The sequence below is a fragment of the Siphonobacter sp. BAB-5405 genome (genome assembly GCF_002872335.1).
Lineage (GTDB): Bacteria > Bacteroidota > Bacteroidia > Cytophagales > Spirosomataceae > Siphonobacter.
In genome coordinates this window covers 1-18,657 of record NZ_NJAG01000003.1, presented here as the reverse complement: position 1 = coordinate 18,657, position 18,657 = coordinate 1, and the positions used below count along the sequence as shown (strand labels likewise).

14 protein-coding genes and 1 tRNA gene are annotated in these 18,657 nt (G+C 49.7%); all 15 read right to left on the bottom strand.

Annotated features, from left to right (window positions below; all coding sequences use genetic code 11):
• Positions 1–229 precede the first annotated feature (229 nt).
• Entirely contained in the window at positions 230–2,062 is a 1,833-nt protein-coding gene (locus tag BWI97_RS02735) for a glycoside hydrolase family 15 protein (RefSeq protein ID WP_102199950.1), read from the bottom strand.
• Between the two features lie 39 nt (positions 2,063–2,101).
• Positions 2,102–3,298, bottom strand: coding sequence for a hypothetical protein (locus BWI97_RS02730; RefSeq protein WP_102199949.1), 1,197 nt, complete (start codon positions 3,296–3,298; stop codon positions 2,102–2,104).
• A gap of 111 nt (positions 3,299–3,409) precedes the next feature.
• Positions 3,410–3,706, bottom strand: a complete 297-nt coding sequence (locus tag BWI97_RS02725; protein WP_094808896.1) for an HPF/RaiA family ribosome-associated protein — start codon at positions 3,704–3,706, stop codon at positions 3,410–3,412.
• 435 nt (positions 3,707–4,141) lie between these two features.
• Complete coding sequence (locus tag BWI97_RS02720; protein ID WP_146010855.1) at positions 4,142–5,224, bottom strand: hypothetical protein; 1,083 nt, start codon at positions 5,222–5,224, stop codon at positions 4,142–4,144.
• Between the two features lie 553 nt (positions 5,225–5,777).
• Positions 5,778–5,865 (bottom strand) — tRNA-Ser (locus BWI97_RS02715).
• Between the two features lie 50 nt (positions 5,866–5,915).
• The gene (locus BWI97_RS02710) at positions 5,916–6,992 is read right to left on the bottom strand and encodes an asparaginase (RefSeq protein ID WP_369826528.1); all 1,077 of its coding nucleotides are present in this window, start codon (positions 6,990–6,992) and stop codon (positions 5,916–5,918) included.
• 26 nt (positions 6,993–7,018) lie between these two features.
• Positions 7,019–7,789, bottom strand: a complete 771-nt coding sequence (locus BWI97_RS02705) for a TatD family hydrolase (RefSeq protein WP_102199947.1) — start codon at positions 7,787–7,789, stop codon at positions 7,019–7,021.
• A 92-nt stretch (positions 7,790–7,881) separates the two neighbouring features.
• Positions 7,882–8,607 carry a vancomycin high temperature exclusion protein gene (locus BWI97_RS02700; protein WP_176454127.1) on the bottom strand — a complete coding sequence of 242 codons (726 nt, stop codon included), beginning with the start codon at positions 8,605–8,607 and terminating at the stop codon, positions 7,882–7,884.
• A 61-nt stretch (positions 8,608–8,668) separates the two neighbouring features.
• Positions 8,669–11,287 (bottom strand): DNA gyrase/topoisomerase IV subunit A, encoded by a 2,619-nt coding sequence (locus tag BWI97_RS02695; protein ID WP_094808893.1) that lies wholly within the window; start codon positions 11,285–11,287, stop codon positions 8,669–8,671.
• A gap of 257 nt (positions 11,288–11,544) precedes the next feature.
• Positions 11,545–12,180 (bottom strand): CoA pyrophosphatase, encoded by a 636-nt coding sequence (locus BWI97_RS02690; RefSeq protein ID WP_094808943.1) that lies wholly within the window; start codon positions 12,178–12,180, stop codon positions 11,545–11,547.
• A gap of 189 nt (positions 12,181–12,369) precedes the next feature.
• A complete protein-coding gene (locus BWI97_RS02685; RefSeq protein WP_102199946.1) occupies positions 12,370–13,941 on the bottom strand; it encodes an NAD(P)/FAD-dependent oxidoreductase in 1,572 nt (523 codons plus the stop codon).
• A 158-nt stretch (positions 13,942–14,099) separates the two neighbouring features.
• On the bottom strand, positions 14,100–15,230 hold the full coding sequence (locus BWI97_RS02680) for a hypothetical protein (RefSeq protein WP_102200038.1): 1,131 nt from the start codon (positions 15,228–15,230) through the stop codon (positions 14,100–14,102).
• A gap of 111 nt (positions 15,231–15,341) precedes the next feature.
• On the bottom strand, positions 15,342–16,823 hold the full coding sequence (locus tag BWI97_RS02675) for a VCBS repeat-containing protein (RefSeq protein ID WP_102199945.1): 1,482 nt from the start codon (positions 16,821–16,823) through the stop codon (positions 15,342–15,344).
• Positions 16,824–16,902: 79 nt separating this feature from the next.
• A complete protein-coding gene (locus tag BWI97_RS02670) occupies positions 16,903–17,826 on the bottom strand; it encodes a sugar phosphate isomerase/epimerase (protein WP_102199944.1) in 924 nt (307 codons plus the stop codon).
• 199 nt (positions 17,827–18,025) lie between these two features.
• Positions 18,026–18,657, bottom strand: a 632-nt coding sequence (locus tag BWI97_RS02665) for a RagB/SusD family nutrient uptake outer membrane protein (RefSeq protein ID WP_233207737.1), incomplete at its 5' end; no start/stop codon positions are given.

Here is an 18,657-nt window from a genome sequence, read left to right as displayed (position 1 = left end):
TCCTGATTGGGATGATACAAAGTTGTTCGCCTTTCAACCGTCTTCCCACCCAATCCGGCTGACTTGTGCTTTTGACTTCTTCGGTTGAGGAAAGTGCGTCGTGAACCGGCTTGGCTTCCTGCCATAAAAGATCCGGGTCTGCCCTTCATGAACGTTTCCATGAAGGGCAGACCCGGATTGCAGAAGCGTAAGAACTATCTAGAACTCACCCTGGCAAGGCTATACCGCCTTAGCCATTTTTGCGACTTAGTTTCTTATCGAGTTCCAGAGCGGCACTGATGAGGCCCAGGTGCGTGAAGGCCTGCGGGAAGTTACCCAGGTGTTCGCCTTTCTTGCTGATCTGTTCCGCGAACAATCCCAGGTGGTTGCCGTACCCCAGCATTTTTTCGAAATTCTCAACGGCTTCATCCAGTCGACCAGCCTTGGCCAGACATTCCACGTACCAGAATGAACACATGGTAAACGTACCTTCTTCGCCCTCTAAGCCATCGATTCCGGAAACCTCATTATCGTAGCGATACACCAGTACATCCAGTCGTAAATGCTGGTTGACGGCTTCCAGCGTGGAAATCCACCGGGGCTCATCGGGCGTGACGAAGTGCACCAGCGGCATCAGCAAGACACTGGCGTCCACGGTTTCGGCCACTTTGTCTCCGTCCTTGAACTGTACCCAGCACTGCAGTTTTTCATTCCAGAAGTTATGGTAAATGTCCTGGTAGATTTCATCACGTACCTGCACCCATTCCTGATGGGGAAAAGGAAATGACCGATGCACACCGATTTTAATGGCCCGGTCCATGGCCACCCAGCACATCAGTCGGGAGTGCAGAAATTCATGCTCTTCGTTCCGGATTTCCCAGATGCCGTGATCGGCTTCCCGCCAGCGTTCCATCACGATTTTGACTTCCTTGCAGATGATTTCCCACAATTCGTACGTAATCGGCTGGTGGTAATTATTGAAGATGTAGATCGTATCCAGGAGTTCGCCGTAGATGTCCAGCTGCAACTGACTGTTGGCTTCGTTTCCGATGCGAACGGGAGCCGACTGCTTATAGCCTTCCAGATGCGTCAGTTCGATTTCTTCCATGTCGGCCGTACCATCCACCTTGTACAGCAAGTGCAGATCGCGGTTTTTATCCTGTTCGATAATCCAACGCAGAAAATCAGCGGCTTCCTGTTTGAAGCCCAGTTTCAGAAAAGCGTACATGGTAAAGGCCGCGTCCCGGATCCAGGTAAAGCGGTAATCCCAGTTCCGATCGCCGCCCAGTTCCTCCGGTAAGCCAAAGGTTGCCGCCGCTACTACCGAGCCAAACTCCGTCGAAGTGAGCAATTTCAGCGTAATCGCCGACCGACAGATCATTTCCTTCCAGCGGCCTTTGTAGGTCGTTTGATTGACCCACTTACGCCAGAAATTGATCGTATCGAAATACGTTTTTTCCGCATAGAAAGCCAGATCGGCGAGGTCTTTTTCCTTCCCCGCATCAATGGATTCCAGGACGATCAACGCCCGTTCTGATTCCTTCAGTTCAAACTCGGCGTAGGCATCTCCATCGCGTACCTCCAATGGAAAACTGGCCTGTAAACGAAGTTCGGTTTTGGTACCGTCGTCCGCTTTAAAATACAACGCCTCCCCTTTGGGCTCAACGGAGTGCTTTTCGCGGGCATAATCAAACCGCGGCTGCATTTTCATTTTGAACTTGATGGTCCCCCGGACCGCCTTGATCTTACGAACCACGGCGTTGTAACTCCGTTCGGATTCATTTCGAACGGGCATATAATCCGTTATCTCAGCGATGCCTTCTTCCGAAAAAAAGCGGGTAATCAGCACGGCCGTCTCGGGCAGATACAGCTGTTTATGCTGTACCTCCTTCATCTGGGGCTCTACCGAAAAATGGCCTCCTTTCTGGTGATCCAGAATACGGGCAAAGACACTCGGGGAATCGAATCGGGGGAAGCATAAGAAATCAATCGAACCATCCATACCGACCAGGGCGGTCGTCTTCATATTGCCGATGATTCCGTAATTTTCAATGGGTTTATAGTTTTGGGGCGGTTGTCGCATAATATATCGGGTTAACTCTGGTTTTGTTTTTGACGTGATTTAAAGGGTGTTCTCGGTTTCCTGATTGACTTCCGTCAGGGGATAGCGGAACATGCCCGCGATCATGGAATCCGTCGCTGGCATTTCGTCTTTCTCAACCAGATACACCTTCCCACCATATGCGATGGTCTTTTGGGCGGCCTCGTTGAGCAAGGAATAATTGCTGCGGCTCGGCGACTCCTCCACAGTAAGGCTAAATTTCTCCGCGTCGTACGTTCCCCATACTTCTTCCTGAGCCTGAACGAATAGGGTATCGACACCACCACTAAGAGCGGTTAGGATCACCGTTTCCACGTCATCCCCTCCCTGCCCTTTCGCGGCAAAAAGGCCGTAATTCTCCTTTCGGTCGAGACGGTCCTGTACGAATTGAGGTTCCATCAGCTGCCAGGCTTCGGTTGCCAGTGTTAGGGTATCGTCTTCCGAATAACTGCCCGTTAGATACGGCTCGACCACGTGGGTATAGTTGCTGGCTTGTTTGTACAGCGGAATCAGGTAATCGACCCCCGCCAGTAGCAATGGCAATGGATTTTGGTTCAGAATCGCCTCAATGTCCGTACTCAGCCGATGGTAATACTGTAGAATCTCTGCTTTCCGGGCTTCGCTCGACCCGCTTCCCTGTCCATGAAACATGGCTCCCGCTTCGCCAATGCCACTGCGGTGTTGCAGGGCTTTCTGATTATCCGCGTCTTCGATTTCTTCGGTATAGGAAACCGAGACTGAATCGGGCAGAGGAATCTGATCAATGGTAGAACGGGTCATCTCAAACAGGCTCACCTGTTTCAGATTTAATACCAGCAGATAGAAGTGTCCGTCGTCGTTTAGCTCGGGAATGAGCGGTAACAGGTAGGGCCGCTGGTTTACCTGACAAATGGGTGATTCGATGGACAAGGGTAGTTTGTAAAACACACTTTCGCCATCAAAAATGAAATACGCCAGCATATCTGAACTATATTTCCAGAATTCCTGATCGTCCAGTAACTGAAAGCTTTCCGCCAAAAATGAATCGGCATCTGATTCTGACATTTCATGGACTTCCAGCAACTGGTTCCGGGCTTCAGTCAACGCGTTTTTGAAGTGAATTTTACTTGATTGGTGCCCATCGGTTGAAATCTTTTCGGTGGGGGTATAGAGGGAGACGCAAAGAGTTGCTTCTTTTTGAGCTAAGGCATTGAAATGATCTACATTAAATCGGGTCATAAGCTTTCTGTTTTGAAGAGTGTATTAGTGAGAAGTTTTATTTAGTGTACGCATAGGTCGTTCTCCGTCTGTTGAAAAACAGACGTTTGAATAGACCTCAAAGAAGTAAGCTTAGTCTACAAACTGGCGGCGAAGTTTTTCTCCCGCGTCCCGAAGACTACTGTACCACGAAGCCGAGTTCGCTTCCGCAAACAGATCTTTCCCTGGCACGCCCAGACGCCAGCGTACCACTTTATTGGTTTCCGGGTTGCGGCCATCTTCACTGAAGTAGAAGTCAGCGGCTACGATATCCTGCCGAAAACGCATGAGGCGTCGCAGTTCGTTTTCTACCTGGGTCACTAACTCGGGAGACTCCTTGAATCCCACCGTTTGCAAGTCAATTTTGATGCCATCCACACTGTGTTCCATGATTCTTTTGTTTTAGGGTTATTAGAAAATTCTAACGACCTGTACCTTAAAATCCGAGTGTACCAAACGGTCAAATCGGTACGTCGTTCAACATTAATCTACTGTTAATCAGCAACTTACCACATTATATTTACGGGTTACTGAGTAGATACTTATACTTAAAAAAACCATGCGGGGGATTTGCCTTAAAATCCATGAATCGGTAGAAGGTGATTATTGAGGTTATCGAAGCGATTGAGAAACGGACGGACGATTGATGGGAAAGCCAGACGTCCCCAAGCCCGGTACTAAACCTCATTCGTTACTTCGTCAGGACCAGATCAAAGCATCGGTGGATGAGATACCCAAAAACGGACGGTGTCAGGCTGGATAAGATTCCCAGCCTGACACCGTCCGTTTGTAGGAGATGCATTTATTTTTKGTAGTAAGCTTACCTTAGCGGCAACGCATGGAGATATTCATGCGAACGTTAGGGGTAGTGTTCGTACTTGATACGCCGAACGTCAGTACATCACCCATTACGTAAGAGACCGAACCCGTTGCCGAGCCCGCTGTTTTGGCATTCGACGTCGTAGCGGATACGACCCGAACTGCCAATCCGGTGGCTACCCCGTTTTTATATAATTCTGCTTTACATTCCGTGCTGGCCTGATTTGCCTGTGACACGTCCTCTAAATAGATCACATCGCAAGTACCCGAAGCCGGCATAATGAACGGTGGTTGCTGCCCGCTGGTAGCGGTAAGCATAATCGCCTTTTGCTCCACGATTTGCGTAATCGGATTGAACGTAGTGATGGCAAAAACCTGGCCGCCGCCCGTACTCGGGGTAACCCAGGTGGCATTTGATCCATCCGTTTGTAAAACCTTACCACTGTTCGAACTCTGGGTGGGTAATAAGGCATTCAGAGCTGCACTCTGGGTCGTTTGTCCCGTACCTCCATGATCCAGGGGAACGACTCCTGTTACGTTAACTGCTTTTCCCTCAATGTTACCGGCTATCTTGGACCCATCGATGCCTGCTGCATTGCTAATATCGGCGTTTACGATGGTTCCATTCGTGATTTCGTTACTCGACACGCTGTTCAAGGTAGCTAAGGTTCCCAGCCCCAGATTCGTCCGGGCACCCGAGGCCGTCGTTGCTCCGGTCCCACCGTCGGCCACTGCGACGACGCCACTACTGAGTTTAATCCAGCTCGGGGTAGCCGGCGTGCCCGCGTTGTAATAAAAGCCAGCCGTTCCATTGGTTTGATAAACAATCAGGCCCGTAGCAGGATTGGGAATCACGAGACGCTCGGAATCAAGCATGCGGGGGACGAGTACCCCCTTGTTCGTACTTACCACGTCGAGAACGGCAGAGGCATCCGGGCTTGCAGTACCAATCCCCATATTATTCTGAGCCTGTACCTGGATAGAAGTAAAGCCAATCAGAAAAAGAGAGGCGGTAGTAATCCTGCGAGTCGTTGCTTGCAAAAATGTTTTAGTAAGATGCGTTGGAGTGATTTGTAAAAAAGATTTCATACACGTAAAGCGGCTTGTTAAAAGTAGGGTTAAAACGTATAGTCACAAACGACTAGTAATGCCCACCAATTACGCATAAATTAGATAAATAATGTAGTTATGTTACTATAAAGAAGAATCATCTGACGGCAGCATTTCCGATCATTTAACGAAACCATAAAGATTCAACTAGCTTTCTAACTATTTTTTTAGTAGATACTACCTAATTTTCTATAAACTTCAATCTTCTCAAACAAATAAATTTTTACGGGTACTTTAGATTATATTTTGCTTCAACTGCCTATGATGCTGCTCTTTCTGTAACGAGTTGAATACCTAAACCAGGAATCTGAGTAGGTGGAATTATTGCTAAAATTGAACTAATTCGCCTTTGGTAAGACACAATGGGCTATTCAACTTTAGAAATTATTGAGCAACTTATGGGTTACAAAACTTTTCTGAGGAGCTTATTTCCTTAATAGATAACAGATGATAGAAGACGAAGCAGATACGCTGGCAGAAATTTGTGCGTAACTAAAAAGCCTGACTATCGATTCGATAATCAGGCTTTTCGCAGAGGGGAAGGGATTCGAACCCTCGATACCCTTGAGAGGTATACACACTTTCCAGGCGTGCTCCTTCAACCACTCGGACACCCCTCTGTTTGTTTGGGGTCGCAAGATACAAACAAAAAAGAGCCAAAAGCAAGTGTTTAGCTTAATTCTCCCCGTAAAGATTCCGTCAATTTTTGACGAATCATCGCAGAATCGTCGCCGTACTGCCCCAGCAGGAACATCAGTTTGGTCACTGCCGCCTCAGAGGTCAGGTCCGCTCCGCTGACTAAACCCATCTCGTTGAGGTACTTACTGGTTTGGTACCGCCCCTGCAGTACCCGTCCTCCCGTACATTGCGAAACGTTCAGTAAAATCAAACCGCGATCGGTCGCTTTTTCCAGCGTTTCTAAAAACCAGGGAGCCGTGGGGGCATTTCCCGCTCCGTAGGTTTCGAGCACCACTCCCTTTAATCCTTCAATCGAGAAAATACTGTGCATCACGGAAGGCGAAATTCCCGGAAAGAGTTTTAAAATCACCACGTTCGCATCCAGCGTTTCGTGTACAGCAAAGGGCTTTGTGGAGTCGTAGGCACGAATGTAAGGTCGATTGTAATCAATAGTCACGCCCGCTTCGGCCAGATACGGATAGTTTTCCGACTGAAACGCGTTGAACTGACTACTCTCCTGTTTCCGGGCTCGATTACCCCGTAGCAGGTACGAATGGAAATAAATGGCTACTTCGGGCACCATGGGTCGCTGCTGCTCATCGCGGGCGGCGGCAATTTCCAGGGCCGTAATGAAGTTTTCAACGGCATCGGTACGGGCAGCTCCAATGGGCAATTGAGCCCCGGTGAGAATCACAGGTTTATTCAGATTCTCGAACAAAAAGCTCAGTGCCGAAGCCGTATACGCCATGGTATCCGTTCCATGTACAATCACAAAGCTGTCGTACTGCTCGTAATGCTCACCAATGATCCGGCTGATTTCCAGCCAGTTATTGGGTACCATGTTCGAAGAATCGAGCAGTTCGTCCAGCACGAGTACGGAAATGGAAAACCGCAGGCGAGCCAATTCCGGAATGCGTTCCAGAATCTGTTCGAAGTTGAAGGGCACCAGCGTTTCCAGCCGACGGTCGTAGACCATACCAAAGGTTCCACCGGTGTAAATAACCAGTACGGAAAGCGGGGAGGAAGCCGAAGCTGCCGTATCTAATTTTATGATTTTCAAGGAAGTAATCGTTTTTGGGGGATACACAAAAAACCTTACTGAATCAATTGCAGAGCATTGGCGGTCGTCTGTTCGATAATGGTCTGGACGGGTACCTGCTTCAAATCTGCGATTCGCTGGGCAATCAGTGGCAGGTAACTGGGTTCGTTGCGTTTGCCCCGGTACGGTACCGGAGCCAGGTAGGGTGCATCCGTTTCCAGTACCAGATGTTCCAGACCTACTTCCGGAATCACTTTATCCAGTCCACCGTTTTTAAAGGTCACTACGCCACCGATGCCCAAGAGGAAGTTTAATTCCACAACTTTCCGGGCTTCTTCTACCCCACCCGAGAAACAATGGAAAATACCCCGCAGATTCGGGTCATTGTGCTTTTCAATGAGTTCAACGGTTTCCCAGAAGGCGTTCCGGCAATGAATAGCGATGGGTAATTGATACTGCTTCGCCCAGCCAAGCTGATGGGAAAAGGCCGCTTTCTGTTGTTCGGCGAAGGTGGTATCCCAATAGAAGTCCAGCCCGATTTCGCCAATGGCCACAAAGGCATCCGCACTTTTTTCCAGCCATTCCTGCATGATTTGTAATTCGTGCTCCACATTTTCCTTCACGTAGGTAGGGTGCAGTCCAATCATGGGTCGGCACTGGCCCGGATAGGTTTGAGCCAGCTCCATCATGCCGGGTATGGTTTCGGAATCACAATTGGGTAACCAGAATTCCGTTACACTAGCCGCCAATGCACGTTCAATCATGGCGGTGCGGTCGGTATCGTATTGCTCATCGTACAAATGAGCGTGTGTTTCAATGATTTTCATAGGGTACTAAATTCCCGCAAAAGTAACAAAACCCGAACCAACGGCCCGGGTTTTGCGGAGATAAAGGTTTGTATCGGTCCGAAACAAACGTTTTATAGCGTATCGTCCATTTTCCGTTTCCGACGTTCGTTCTCGATGGGCTGGTTCGTTTTGGCAAACGAGGGATTCAGGAAAAAAACATCCATCACCGCTCTCGGTCGGGCCAGATATTCCCGAACCAGCGTTTTCAGCGAATAGCCATTCGGGACATCCTGAGCCGCAAAAGCGACCGCATCTACCCCCAGTTGATCGGCTAAGAATAAGGCCCGGGCATTATGAAAAGGCTGTGAGATCACGGTAACGTTTTTGTGCTTAAACACTTCCCGGCAACGCACAATGCTATCGTAGGTGCGGCGTCCCGCAAAATCGTGCTGAATGATATTGGCCGGTACGCCCAAATTCACCAGAGCGTCCTCCATATCGCGGGGTTCGTTATAGTATTCCGAATCGTTATTACCGCTCAGAATCAACACTTTTACTTTACCCTCGTGATACAGCAGGGCCGCTGCTTCCATGCGATGCTTGAAAAACAGATTTTCGCGACCGTTGGCAATGTACTTGCTTGTCCCTAATACCAGCCCCACATCGTTGGTGGGAAGCTGTTTGATAAAGTAATAATTCTTTCCCTGCGTACTCAGGACGACCCAGGCATTACAGAGCAAAACCAGCATTAGAACCGCAAACGCTCCTTTCATCGCCCACTTGGTAATTCTGGCTACCCAGTAAGCGGTGGTATTCACGCGACGTGAAGCCCGGAAAAGAAGCGTTCGGTCTACCATACGAAAATTTGTCTAGCACCGGATCTGGCTGGCTTGGCTCCCCTAAGCTCGGAAGCTTTGCCTAACCAAACAAATCTAATTGATTAATCGGAGCCGTGTCATCCTGTTCTTCAGTAACTTTTTCTTCGGAGGAATGTTCAGGTTCCGTTTCGGTTTCAATCGGAATCTTTTTCACTTCCTGGGGCTTTTCCACCGGCTTTGAAGCCAGCGTTTTCACCTCTACCACTTTATGCGATGAGAGCTTATTACCCAGGGCTTTCCAGCCCCGTACTTCCACGAACTCATCCACGGCCACTTCCTCTTTCTCGACGGGTCCTTTGTCCTTTTCCTTCGTAGCTACCTCGATTCGCGGATGAGCGTCTACGCTCGCCATCAGCAACTTAGAACCTTTCGCCTCGCTGATAAACTGAAATTTCTTATCGATCGTAGTCGTTTCGATGTGGAAACGCTTCACAAAATGGTTTTTCTGGGCAGCGTCGTAATGAACTGCGGAGATCACCGTTTCCGGGGTGTATTTGGTCAGCACCAAGATCTGATCCTGCTCGTAACGATTCGTCAGTTCAAAGCTGGTCAACTCGTAATTGCCATCTTTGTACACCACCAGGATGGAATCTTTCGCTTCGAAATTGCCCAGGTACTGCCCCCGATTATCGCGGTTGAGGCGGCTGATGGTCGCATCGTACCAGATGTCTACGCCGCCCAGCGTGGATACTCCCGTACGTTTGAGTTCAACTTTACGAACCGGGAATTTCGTCACCTGATTCCCCAGTGCTTCGCGGTTTTTGATGGCGAGTTTAGCAAAATCCCATTCAAACTGCTTCACCTTGGCCGTACAGGAAGCCGTCAACTTGATCTCTACGGTCTCCGCTTCTCCGTTGTCGTTAGCCGTAAACCAGAGTAATTTAGACTTTGGATTACCCGCTGTCAGGTCATACTCCCGATCGCGGGTTACGGCCGTTACACAGAACCGTTTCGCGTAGGTAACTCCGGATTTGGAATCGCTGTAGATCAGGTTGTACACCCGGCGATCATCTCCTTTGCGGAATATACTGCAGAAAATAATGTCTTTCCCGACAAATACTTTTTCCTGAATTTTGGTCACCAGGCACTTGCCGTCGCGGCGGAAAACGATGATGTCGTCGATATCGGAACAGTCGCAGACGTACTCGTCTTTCTTCAATCCAAAACCGATGAATCCATCCTCACGGTTGACGTACAGCTTGGCATTCGTCGCCGCCACTACGGCCACGGATACGGTATTAAAGTTTTTGAGTTCGGTTTTACGTTCGCGACCTTTGCCAAATTTCTTCAGCAGATTTTTGTAATAATCGATCGCGTACCGGGTCAGGTGTGCCAGGTGATCGAGCACTTCCGTCAGCTCATCATTCAGGCGTTTCATTACTTCGTCGGCCTTGAAAGCGTCGTAGCGGGAAATACGTTTGATTCGGATTTCCAGCAGTCGTAACAAATCGTCCTCCACAATCTCCCGGTAGAAATTCTTTTTATAAGGCTTTAGCCCTTTGTCCACCGTGGCAATTACCGCTTCGAAGGTTTCGCATTCCTCGATTTTGCGGTAAATGCGGTTTTCGATGAAGATTTTTTCCAGCGAAGAAAAGAGAATTTTTTCCTGTAGTTCGTTCTTCCGGATTTCGAGTTCCTGCCGTAGCAAGTCCTTGGTCTGCTCGGTATTAATTCGCAGAATATCCGTTGCGTTAGAAAAAACGGGCTTATCGCCGATGATGATACAGGCATTGGGCGAAATGCTTACTTCGCATTCCGTAAAGGCGTAGAGGGCATCGATGGTAATATCCGGGGATACGCCCGGAGCCAGATGCACGTGAATTTCCACGTTTCTCGACGTCAGATCTTCTACTTTACGAATCTTGATTTTGCCTTCATCGTTGGCCTTGATGATCGAGTCCTTTACGGAAGTCGTCGTGGTGCCGTACGGAATTTCGTGGATCACGAGCGTCTTCTTATCCAGCTCGCGGATTTTCGCCCGTACCCGTACTTTGCCTCCGCGTTGCCCATCATTGTAGTTGCTGGCATCGATCATACCTCCCGTCGGAAAGTCCGGCAGTAAGGAAATCGAGTGCCCTTTCAGCACTTCAATGGAAGCTTCGCAAAGTTCAATGAAGTTATGGGGCAGAATTTTGGTGGAAAGCCCGACGGCAATCCCTTCCACGCCCTGGGCTAGTAGTAAAGGGAATTTAACGGGTAGCGTAACCGGCTCGCGTTTCCGTCCATCGTAGCTCAGTTGCCATTCGGTAGTATCTTCGTTGAAGACGACTTCCTTACCGAAAGCTGACAGACGTACTTCAATGTACCGGGCTGCGGCTGCACTATCGCCCGTATTGATATCGCCCCAGTTTCCCTGACAATCAAACAGCAGGGACTTCTGACCAATGTTTACAATGGCATCGTAAATCGAGGCATCGCCGTGCGGGTGATACTGCATGGCCGCCCCAACGACGTTGGCTACTTTATTAAAACGGCCATCATCCAGCTCGCGAAGGGCGTGCAGGATGCGACGTTGTACGGGCTTAAATCCGTCTTCAATAGCGGGGACAGCCCGCTCCAGAATCACATAGGAGGCATATTCCAGAAACCATTGCTCATACAGCCCATCGACGGACATTTGCTGATGCAAGGATTCTTCCTGTTCGAGTGCTTCGGACATGGGTAAAAAACGGGTTCAAATCGAATGGGAAGCAGACCCCATTCGTGGGGTAAAACACTTGGTATTTTGAAGGATCTGCCCTGTTAACTCCCTGATATTTAATGTATATATGGAAATTGTCAGTACTTCAGATGAATCGTACCTTTTTTGAAGCAGACTGCTCTGCTCATGGGTAAAGATAGTGAATTTTAATGAATATTTTACGCCACCTATCGCTTATTCCTTCAGAATTGTATATAAAATTTACTCATTTCCTTCTACTGGGCTTCATGCACGACTACCAATAATTCGGCAATCATCATGGCCGTAGCACCCCATACTTTATTCTCCTGCAACAGGTAATAGGGAGCGTCGAAAACGAAGCCTTTGGATTCGCGTTTTTCGGTACCGAGAATGCCTTCATTCATCATCTCCATTAATTCTACTTCGAAGATCATATCGACTTCTACGGGATCCGGATAAAAATCAGGGCGGTACGGCAGGGTTCCGACGACCGGTAACACCCAGAAGTTACTGGGTGGAATATACAATTTGGTGAGTGAACCCAGGATCTTTACGTCACTGGCTTTGATTCCAATTTCTTCCTGAGCTTCGCGTAAGGCCGTATGAATCAAACTTTTATCGGTTCGTTCCATGCGTCCACCAGGAAAAGCCATCTGACCGCCGTGCACCCCTTCGTACTTAGGCCGGAGAATCAGAGGCAGGTAGATATTACCCAGATACTGGTAAAATAAGATCAAAACGGCACTTTGCCGCGTGCGTTCGTTGGGCTGGATTTTGAAGCGAGTCCGGCTGCCGGAAGCCATTTTCTGATGGGCCAGTTCACCCGGCAGCGGCTCTTGCAATCGCTGGCTGAGTGACTGGGAAAATTCAGAGAAGGTTGCCGTAGTCAGATTCATATTGGTGAGGAAATTTCGGGGTGTGCCCTGCAAGATACGTCTTCCTGACTGAAATCAGCACATACTTTGCGGAACTCACCCGTGGTTTGGGTACATAAGTTACTGAAACTGTTCGGATTCGGGCACTCATTTTTTTATCTTGACTTTTGATTCCCGAAAACCATTCCCCGCCCGTTTTCCGGCTTAGCGGCGGTAACGATCGACCAGGGCTTCAGCACAACGTTCGCCATCTACTGCCGCCGAGACAATCCCTCCGGCGTATCCGGCCCCTTCTCCGCAAGGATACAGTCGTTTAACCTGTACGTGTTCATAACTTTCGCGATCCCGCGGAATCCGTACGGGTGAAGACGTTCGGCTTTCTACGCCAATGAGCTGACCTTCGTTGGAGGCATAGCCCCGCATGCGTTTGCCAAATTCCTGTAAGCCCAGCTTCAGGGGTTGAGCAATGGTTTCGGGTAACAGGCTCGATAAATCCAGAGCGACCAGTCCGGGCTGATACGAAGTCTCGTTCAGCGAGGACGATACCTTACCCGTCAGGAAATCCTGTACCCGCTGGGTAGGTGCCAATTGTGTTTGCCCCGCCGCCTGACAGGCTTGCTGCTCCACTTCCTGCTGATAGCGGAGTCCGGCCAAAGCCCCGTGTTTACTGTATTTTTTCCAATCGGGCTCGTTGACGGCTACCACCATGCCTGAATTGGCGAAGTAGGAATCGCGGCGGGAAGGCGACATGCCATTGACGACCAGCTCGCCGGGAGCCGTAGCCGCCGGAACGATAAAACCACCTGGACACATACAGAATGAAAATACGCCCCGTTCAACACCCTTGTACTGCGTTTGAGCGACCAGACTGTACGAGGCAGCGGGCAGAATGCCCCGATCGGGCCGGTGGTACTGCAACTGGTCAATCAGCGACTGCGGGTGTTCGATCCGCACGCCCATCGCAAAAGGCTTGGCTTGCTGCAGGATGCCCCGTTTCTCGCAGAGTTCGAAAATATCCCGGGCAGAATGTCCCGTTGCCAGAATGACGCCCAGCCCCGTATAGCTTTGCCCGTCAGCGGTAATAACGCCCCGCATTTCTCCTTTTTCCAGGATAAAATCGGTGACTTTCGTATCAAACTTGATTACTCCTCCGGATTGCAGAATTTGTTCGCGAAGGGCGGCCACGACATTGGGTAACTTGTTGGTGCCAATGTGCGGGTGGGCCTCCACCAGAATATCTTCGACAGCCCCGTGGTTGACCAGAATTTCGAGGATACGCCGAATGTCCCCGCGTTTTTTAGAACGGGTATAGAGCTTTCCATCGGAATACGTACCCGCCCCGCCTTCGCCAAAGCAGTAGTTGGATTCGGGATTGACCAGATGTTCTTTGTTGATTGCAGCCAGATCCCGACGACGGGCCCGCACGTCTTTCCCGCGTTCCAGTACAAGCGGACGAACGCCCAGTTCAATGAGCCGCAAAGCCGCGAACAGTCCCGCCGGGCCTGCTCCCACGACAATTGCCGCCGGAGCCTGGCTCACATTACCGTACGAGAATTCGTACTGCCGTTGCGGTTGGGGTGTTTCGTTGATGAAAACTTCGGCTTCGACGTTAATCTTTACCTGTCGACTTCGGGCATCGACGGACTGCCGGGTCTTGCGTACCTGCCAGTCGCTGGCCTCCAAGGGTAAGCTAAATTCATCGGCAATGAACTGCCGAAAACGGTCCGTATCCAGAGCAATTTCGGGCTCTAGTACGTAGGATACTGTTTTTTTCATGCGTTCGTAAGGTAGTTAACCTTAAAAGGGTTTTGGGTTTTGATTTAGCTTCCTTCGTTGTTTCTGTTCCCCGCTGTTCCAGATTTATAATCCGAAAGAGCAGACTTCGGAAAGAGCAGCCGTAACGCTACACACAAAACCCTAGACTCAAAACTCTACTAAATCAATTTTTCTATGCTTTGATACGCCTGATCGACCATTTCGTTGAGTCTGCGGGAAACGAGTCGGGCCGAGCGTTTTTTATCTTCAATCTCCGAATGGGTCAGTGAATCTAACACCTGTTTTACCTGAGAATCCAGCTCTTCATCGGTATTGATTAACCAGGCAGCATCCCGAAGAAGTTCCCAGGTATCCGCTTCTTTACTACCGCAAAAAAGAATGGGTGAACCCGAACAAATGGCACTCACGGCTTTGGATGGCACGGCAATGTGCGTCCACTGCGGCAGAAGGCTAACGAGCTGTATATCCAGCCAATGAAGTTGGGCCCGGGGAATGTTTTTTAGTATCGTAATCCCTGATTTTCCTTCGGCCAGTTTCAGTAGTCCTTCGGCTTTGGTGCCGTACAGGGCCAGTACTAATTGCTGTTGTTCTGGATTAAACTGACGAATAACACTTTCCAGAAATTCTGCTGAATGAGCCTCCCCTACATTACCAGCGTAGCCCAGGTAAATTTTGGTATCATCCGAATGCCAGTCGGGTCGGGTTTTATCCCTGGACTGATCCACGAGTACGCCACAGGGTAAGAGGATGGTGGGAATGGACTGCTGGTAGTTACGTCGCAACAGCTCCGCCTGATTTGGTCCCAGAGCAATCAGGGCTTTGGGAGCGTTTTCGTAGGTTTTCTTGAGAATCCAGCGGTACAGGCGGTTGGTTGGTTTGATTTTCCCGTCGGCGGCAAAACCTTCCGGAAATAAATCCATACTCCACAGGATCCAGTTTTTCCGCTTTAAAAACAGCGAAGCCCAGAACGGAAGTAAGGGCGGACTGGTCATAACCAGCAAAGGCCCTTTCTTTAGCTTCAATGCCTTCCGAATCAGCAGAAAGCCATCGAGCGGCCCCGCAATGAATCGGAAGAGTGGGTTTTTTCCCTCGTAAATCGTCGATACAGCGTGCGTATGACCGACGGGTTTGCGGACGGCTCCGCCCCCGTCGTACGTACGGTCAATATGAACAATGTGTACCTCAACGCCATGTTTTTCAATCAGTACCTGAGCTAAATCCCAGGCCGATTCGCCCGTAATACCGGGATTGGGCGGATAGTGGCGGTTGACAATGGTAAGTGACTTCATGCTGGGGAAAAACCATCGCTGCCGCGTTTGTTCGGCAGACGTATGATTTGCAAAAATAACAGCTTCCCCCGGTTTCAGCGGAGATTTTCCAGTCAAAGCCCGCAAAGGCGGTCAATTCCTGGTCTTATTTCGTAATACAATGAAGGGCAACTGCATATTCCAGTTAGGCTTATAGTCATCCTGATTATTGAAGCCACGGCTATAATTTCCCAGTACAATATCCAGATCGCCGTCACCATCCCAGTCCTGAGCGTCCATACAAATCCAGCGACCGTAGGCGTGAACGGGTACGGCGTGCGGCACGAAATGGCCATTGGCCTCCTGCTCAAAGTAGATGAAACTTTCTTCAGGCGTACGTTTGAAATCGGCGAAAAAGGCAATGGTGGCCAAATCCACGTCACCATCCTGATCGAAGTCGGCGGCCATCACCTTCGTACTTCCGTTAACGGGATAAAACCACTGCTGTTTAAACCTGAAGCTTCCCTGATTGATGAAGGTATATACCCCGTGGTAAGGCTTGAGTATCTTGGAGTAATCGCTGTTGTCGCCGCTGGTGTATACCAAATCCAGCTGACCGTCTTTGTTCAGATCAACCAACTGAAAACTGGTTGACCCCGCCAGGGGTAGAAATCGCTGTACGTTGCGGGCTTCAAACCCACCTTTTTGATCGTTTGTAAACAACCAGAGGCCTTCATCCCCGTGGGCAAACAGGGCCATACAGTCGGGCCAGCCATCTTTATTAAAATCATCTACAACGATCTGCGTAGCTCCGGCCTCCGCCCGAATCGGCTGGGTTTGGTACGAGCCATCGGCTTGTTGTACGGACAGATACAAACCTCCCTGATTGTGACCAAATCCGCAGATGATCCAATCCGTACGACCATCTTTATTGAAATCACCGGGTACCGATTGAATAGGTCGAATCAAGGCATTCGCGATGACCTTCGTCTTCTTCGTCCGCAAATCGACGTTCACCACCTCTCCCACGGGCTGATCTACCGCCAGTAAGGTACCAATTGTCGTAACGACTGCTTCCGTCGGACTCACAAAGGCCGCATTCACAACGGGAGAGTTCAGCGTCGCTGCTTCCGAACGACGCAGGGTCTTATCCCAGGCATACAGCGTTGGCTGCCCATTCTGCCCCGAGTAGATTTTTCCCTCGTGAAACTGCACCATAGTGGTCAGTGCCGATTCCGGAAATTCGCTGGGCTTTTCCAAAGCAAAGATGGACCAGTCCTGCTTTAACGCTTCTCTCGGAGCAGCCTTCAGACGATCAGGAGCATTTTTTTCGAAATAGGCCACCAGTTGCGTCCATTCGGTAAAAGACAATGCTGATTTCTGCTGGTTGTTGGCCACCTGATAGTACTCGCCGTTGGCCGTTGTGGGAATACCCAGTTTTGGAGCCATCGCGGGCAGGACGTGCTTCAGCCAGGTTTCCTTGTCCAGTTGTTCGGGTTTTACGGGCAAATGACAACCCGAGCAATGGGTTGCTACCAGTTCGGCTCCGTCGGGTTCTTTCTTCGTTTCCGAAGTCGGACCACAACCCATCAGCAAACTCAAGCCTATCACCCAGAAACGATGTACGTTGTTCATACGGAAAGAATAGCATTTGTATTCATTGAAAAATCCCGCCTACCCGAGAGGTTAGACGGGATTTCATAAACTAATGTATCTAAGCCAAAATCTTCGATAAATGCTCGTAACTGGTTTTAATACTATCCATCGATGGAGCCAGATCCTGCTCAACGAAGAAGTACTTCAATCCGGCGGTTTTGGCCGCGGCGAAGGCGTGTTTGAAATCCACGACACCATTTCCTACTTCGGTAATGGCGTTTAGATCTTTTTTGATGTCTTTGATGTGCCAGAGCGGAAAACGGCCCGGATGCTCCTTGAACAAAGCCACCGGATCTTTACCCGCTTTGGTCGCCCAGGCCAGGTCTAATTCCATTTTTACCAAATCCGGACTCGTCTGTTTCAAAATGACTTCGTAGGGGGTCTTCCCTCCTTCAACCGGATCGAATTCCGTCGCGTGGTTGTGATACGCAAATTGCAGACCCGCCTTTTTACTGGCTTCTCCCGCTTTTTGAAAGACCTCGATGGAGCTGTTGATCTCGTCCATCGTGGCCACGGGCGTACTTGCACACACCAGATACTTGAGGCCCGCTTCGGCGGCATCGTCGACGAGCTGCTGATAGTTGTCCCGCAGGTTTAGCATGGGCGGAATGGTCATGGGTTTACCATCCGAGCCCGTCGGTAGTTTCATCCCCGGACGCGGCTTGAAGGGTGCTCCTACGGCGTGGTGTGAACGCCACTTCATCCCCATATCTTCTACCAACGCTTTAAATTCTTTCGGTTTATATCCGTAATAACCGCCCCGACTACTAAACGCCGACTCGATCTCCTTATACCCGATGGCGGCGATTTGCTTGAGCGTCCCCTGCGGGTCTTTATTCATCGGTTCAAATACCGTAAAAAGCTGTATGCCGATAGGCTTGGCGGCTAGGTTATGCTCTTTTGCCTGCGACAGAAAGGGATAAACCGTACTACCAGCCAGCAAAAAGCCGGCCTGTTTCAAGAAGTTACGACGTGCCTGCATGAGTGTTTGGGGTTTAAAGGATTCTGTTACCAAGATCTATTCAAGTTAGACTTTTTGTTCTAATGAATACAGGTCTTTTCAGGATCACGGAAAGTTATTTCTAAATGAAACATCCCGAAAGTTTTGAGGCTTTCGGGATATTTATAGAGCAGGTCTGGGATGAGCAACTCAAAACTCCCCACCCTAAATTCAAAACCCGCTAGTATCCCTGATTCTGTTTCAGCGTGGCCTGTCCATTTACCGTGGAAAGGTCAATTTGTCGCTGGGGAATCGGGAAGTAGTTGTTCTTGGGAGCCGTAAATCGACCACCGGTCAGGTCCGTAGTGATTTTGCTTTCGTACTGGATGTAGTTGTTCAGGGTCTGCTCCGCAATGCCCCACCGGGAAAGGTCAAAGAAACGGTGTCCTTCCATGGCCAGCTCGAGTTTCCGCTCGAAATAAATGGCCTGTAAGGCTTTGTCTTTTCCGTAACCGGCGAACGTTCCAGCTGGGTAAACGGTCACTTTGTAGTTCGCGGCAGGCGTCGTTGAAAAACCGGCCATCGGACTGCTTTCATTCTGATAGTTGTACACCAGATTCACGGGTTTGGCGGCCCGGGCCCGTACCAGATTCACGTATTCCTGAGCCTTTGCCAGATTACCCAACTGAGCTTCGGTTTCAGCGGCCAGGAGCAGTACATCCGCAAAACGAATGATCAGTACGTTAATAGCCGTGCCGGGAGCCCAGGTACTTTGATCCGAGTATTTATCCTGCGTAGCCTGCCAGTACACGTTCTTTTCGGTGAATACGGACCGGCATAGGTTTGACTCCGAATCCAGGCCTGACCGGGGTG

What these genes read in the sequence shown, in the direction of transcription:
- BWI97_RS02735 (WP_102199950.1), bottom strand. Translation starts at nt 2,062, where the DNA reads ATGCGACAACCGCCCCAAAACTATAAACCCATTGAAAATTACGGAATC.
- BWI97_RS02730 (WP_102199949.1), bottom strand. Translation starts at nt 3,298, where the DNA reads ATGACCCGATTTAATGTAGATCATTTCAATGCCTTAGCTCAAAAAGAA.
- BWI97_RS02725 (WP_094808896.1), bottom strand. Translation starts at nt 3,706, where the DNA reads ATGGAACACAGTGTGGATGGCATCAAAATTGACTTGCAAACGGTGGGA.
- BWI97_RS02720 (WP_146010855.1), bottom strand. Translation starts at nt 5,224, where the DNA reads ATGAAATCTTTTTTACAAATCACTCCAACGCATCTTACTAAAACATTT.
- BWI97_RS02705 (WP_102199947.1), bottom strand. Translation starts at nt 7,789, where the DNA reads ATGAAAATCATTGAAACACACGCTCATTTGTACGATGAGCAATACGAT.
- BWI97_RS02700 (WP_176454127.1), bottom strand. Translation starts at nt 8,607, where the DNA reads ATGGTAGACCGAACGCTTCTTTTCCGGGCTTCACGTCGCGTGAATACC.
- BWI97_RS02695 (WP_094808893.1), bottom strand. Translation starts at nt 11,287, where the DNA reads ATGTCCGAAGCACTCGAACAGGAAGAATCCTTGCATCAGCAAATGTCC.
- BWI97_RS02685 (WP_102199946.1), bottom strand. Translation starts at nt 13,941, where the DNA reads ATGAAAAAAACAGTATCCTACGTACTAGAGCCCGAAATTGCTCTGGAT.
- BWI97_RS02680 (WP_102200038.1), bottom strand. Translation starts at nt 15,230, where the DNA reads ATGAAGTCACTTACCATTGTCAACCGCCACTATCCGCCCAATCCCGGT.
- BWI97_RS02675 (WP_102199945.1), bottom strand. Translation starts at nt 16,823, where the DNA reads ATGAACAACGTACATCGTTTCTGGGTGATAGGCTTGAGTTTGCTGATG.
- BWI97_RS02670 (WP_102199944.1), bottom strand. Translation starts at nt 17,826, where the DNA reads ATGCAGGCACGTCGTAACTTCTTGAAACAGGCCGGCTTTTTGCTGGCT.